The organism is Synechococcus sp. R8-2 (assembly GCF_047461715.1).
In the GTDB taxonomy this organism is placed as follows: Bacteria; Cyanobacteriota; Cyanobacteriia; order Thermostichales; family Thermostichaceae; genus Thermostichus.
The window spans coordinates 1-3,303 of record NZ_JANSHQ010000398.1; the positions used below are offsets into that span (position 1 = coordinate 1).

3 protein-coding genes are annotated in these 3,303 nt (G+C 59.3%); all 3 read left to right on the forward strand.

The features are described 5' to 3' along the window. Positions 1-1,064, forward strand: a 1,064-nt coding sequence (hemA, locus tag NW819_RS09775) for a glutamyl-tRNA reductase (RefSeq protein WP_414413617.1), incomplete at its 5' end; no start/stop codon positions are given. Between the two features lie 107 nt (positions 1,065-1,171). After that, positions 1,172-1,279, forward strand: coding sequence for a photosystem II reaction center protein Ycf12/Psb30 (gene psb30, locus NW819_RS09780; RefSeq protein ID WP_011433833.1), 108 nt, complete (start codon positions 1,172-1,174; stop codon positions 1,277-1,279). A gap of 168 nt (positions 1,280-1,447) precedes the next feature. Further along, on the forward strand, positions 1,448-3,265 hold the full coding sequence (typA, locus tag NW819_RS09785) for a translational GTPase TypA (RefSeq protein ID WP_414409133.1): 1,818 nt from the start codon (positions 1,448-1,450) through the stop codon (positions 3,263-3,265). The last annotated feature ends 38 nt before the right edge of the window (positions 3,266-3,303 follow it).

Below are 3,303 nucleotides of genomic sequence, written 5' to 3' on the forward strand. Positions count from 1 at the left end.
GGATCCCCTTGCCCCAACTGCGTCCGCACCTGTTTACCCTTCTTTACCAGGATGCGGTAACCCACCTGATGCGGGTGGCTGCCGGGCTAGATAGCTTGGTGCTGGGAGAAGGGCAGATCCTCTCGCAGGTGAAAAAAGCCCAGCAACTGGGCCAAGCCTGCAACGGCATGGATCGCATCCTCAATCGCCTTTTTAAGGCAGCCATTACCGCCGGCAAGCGCGTCCGTACCGAAACGGAGATCGGCACCGGCGCCATGTCCATCAGCTCGGCAGCGGTGGAGTTGGCTCTGCAAGAGCAGGGATCCCTCTCTCAGGGCAAAGTTACCGTGGTGGGGGCGGGGAGAATGGCCCGTCTGTTGGTGCAGCACCTGTTGGCCAAAGGGGCAGTCGATATCACGGTGGTCAACCGCTCCCTGGAGCGGGCCGAAGCCCTGGCCAAGCAATTCGAGCAGCCGATCCAGGTGTTGCCCTGGGAGTCGCTGCTGAGCAGCGTGGCCGAGTCCAACTTGGTCTTCACCAGCACCGGTGCCACCCAGCCGATCCTCACCTACCAGCAACTGGCAGGGGTGCTGCAGCCAGATCAGCCGCTGTTGTTGGTGGATATCTCTGTGCCCCGCAACATCGATCCCGACGTGGAAAAGCTGAAGGGGGTACAGGTGTTCAATGTGGATCACCTCTCCCGCGTCGTGGAAGAAAACCGCGCCCAACGGCAAAAGCTGGCTCTGGCTGCCGAAGCCCTGGTGGAAGAGGAGGTGGATCAATTTATGGAGTGGTGGCGTTCTCTGGAGACGGTGCCCACCATTTCCAGCCTGCGCCACAAGGTGGAGTCTATCCGCGAACAGGAGATGGAAAAAGCTCTCTCCCGCCTGGGCAAGGACTTTGCCGAGAAGCACCTGGAGGTGATCGACGCCTTGACCCGCGGCATCGTCAACAAGATCCTGCACGACCCGATGGTGCAACTGCGGGCCAAACGGGATATTGAGGCGCGGCGGGCAGCCATGCGGATCTTGCAGGAACTGTTCAACCTGGATCCGGTGGTGTTTCAAGCCCAGCAGGAGCGCTAGGGATCCCTTGGCGAAGAGCGCATGACTTGAAGAATTGTAACAGCTCTCCCATCTGGGGTGGAGGGCACCCCTTAGGATACAAAGCGTAAGCCACAGGATCTGGGATTATGTTCGGACAATACGAAGTTTTTGTGCAGTTGGCCCTGCTGGCCTTGATTGTCTTGGCAGGCCCGGCGGTCATCCTGCTGCTCTATCTGCGCGGCGCCGATATGTAGGGGATCCCTTTGGATATTGAGGCAGTCGGGATAACCCTTTGGGAGTGCTGGGGCTAAGCCCAAAGCCAGGAGTGTTTAGCAACGTAACGCTCCTTTGCGTTAGAGTTGTAAAGAAATCCCTAGGGCACTCCTGCTTGTAGGGCGACATCCTGCTGGTCAATGGTTAATATGTCACTCCCCATCCGCAACGTTGCCATCATCGCCCACGTCGACCACGGCAAAACTACCCTTGTGGATGCCCTGTTACGCCAGGCGGGCATCTTTCGGGAGGGGGAAGACATTCCCACCTGTGTGATGGACTCCAACACGCTGGAGCGGGAGCGGGGCATTACCATCTTGGCCAAAAACACAGCCGTCCGCTACGGCGAAACCTTGATCAACATCGTCGACACCCCTGGCCACGCCGATTTCGGGGGCGAGGTGGAGCGGGTGCTGGGGATGGTGGAGGGCTGCTTGTTGATCGTGGATGCCAACGAAGGCCCGATGCCGCAAACCCGCTTTGTGCTGCGCAAAGCCTTGGAGAAGGGCCTGCGCCCAATTGTGGTGGTCAACAAGATCGATCGGCCTCGCGCCGAGCCCTACAAAGCCGTCGACAAGGTGCTGGATTTGTTCTTGGAGCTGGGGGCAGACGAAGACCAGTGCGACTTCCCCTATCTATTTGCCTCTGGGTTGCGCGGCTTTGCCCTGGAAGAAGCCCATCTCAAAGACTTTCTGGAAGGGAAGTACAGCGGATCCCTGGATATGAAGCCTCTTTTCGAGGCCATTCTCAAGCATGTCCCACCCCCCATTGGGGATCCCGGCAAGCCCCTGCAGCTGCAGGTCACCACGCTGGAGTATTCGGAATACCTGGGCCGGATCGTGATCGGCAAGATCCACAACGGCACCATCCGTCTGGGGGATCCATTGGCAGTGGTGAAAGAGGATGGATCCATTGCCAAGGGCAAAGTAACCAAGCTGTTCGGCTTTCAGGGCCTGCAGCGCATCGAGCTGACGGAAGCCACCGCCGGCCACATTGTTGCTGTGGCGGGGTTTGCCGAGGCCAACATTGGCCACACCCTCACCTCTCCCGAAAATCCCCAGGCTCTGCCGCTCATCAAAGTGGACGAGCCGACGCTGCAGGTGATGATCGGTGTCAACGATTCTCCCTTTGCCGGCCAGGAGGGTACCTTCGTTACCTCGCGACAGTTGCGGGAGCGCCTGATGCGGGAGTTGGAAACCAACGTGGCGCTGCGGGTGGAAGAAACCGACTCGCCGGATCGCTTTTTGGTGTCGGGGCGAGGCGAGCTGCACCTGGGCATCCTGCTAGAAACCATGCGGCGGGAAGGCTATGAGTTTCAGGTGGGGCAGCCGAAGGTAATTTTCCGCGAGGTCAACGGCCAGCCCTATGAGCCCTATGAGTGTTTGGTGCTGGATGTGCCGGAAGCGACGGTGGGGGCCTGCATCGAGCGGCTGGGGCAACGGCGGGGAGAAATGCAGAACATGATGGTGGGATCCGATGGTCGGGCTCAGCTGGAGTTTGTCATTCCGGCGCGAGGGCTGATCGGCTTTCGGGGGGAGTTTATCCGCATCACCCGCGGCGAGGGGATCATGAGCCACAGCTTTTTGGAATACCGTCCCCTGACCTCTGAGATGGAAATGCGCCGCAACGGGGTGCTGATTGCTTTTGAAGAAGGGGTGGCCACTACCTATGCCCTCAAGAATGCGGAAGATCGAGGTGTATTCTTTATTACGCCAGGTACCCGCGTTTACAAGGGCATGATCGTGGGCGAGCACAACCGTCCCCAAGACTTGGAGCTGAACGTCTGCAAGACCAAGCAACTGACCAACCACCGGGCTGCGGGCGGGGAGGAGCTGGTGCACTTGCAAGCGCCGGTGGAGATGACCCTGGAGCGGGCTTTGGAATACATCGGCGAGGATGAGCTGGTGGAGATCACGCCCCAGTCGGTGCGCCTGCGCAAGGCACAGTTAACGCCCTCTCGCCGCTAGTTTTCTCAGCCAACTGGAAGAGAGCATGACTCTAGTCA

Excerpts from the sequence above, each read along its gene's own strand:
- psb30 (WP_011433833.1), top strand. The coding sequence starts at position 1,172 with ATGTTCGGACAATACGAAGTTTTTGTGCAGTTGGCCCTGCTGGCCTTG.
- typA (WP_414409133.1), top strand. The coding sequence starts at position 1,448 with ATGTCACTCCCCATCCGCAACGTTGCCATCATCGCCCACGTCGACCAC.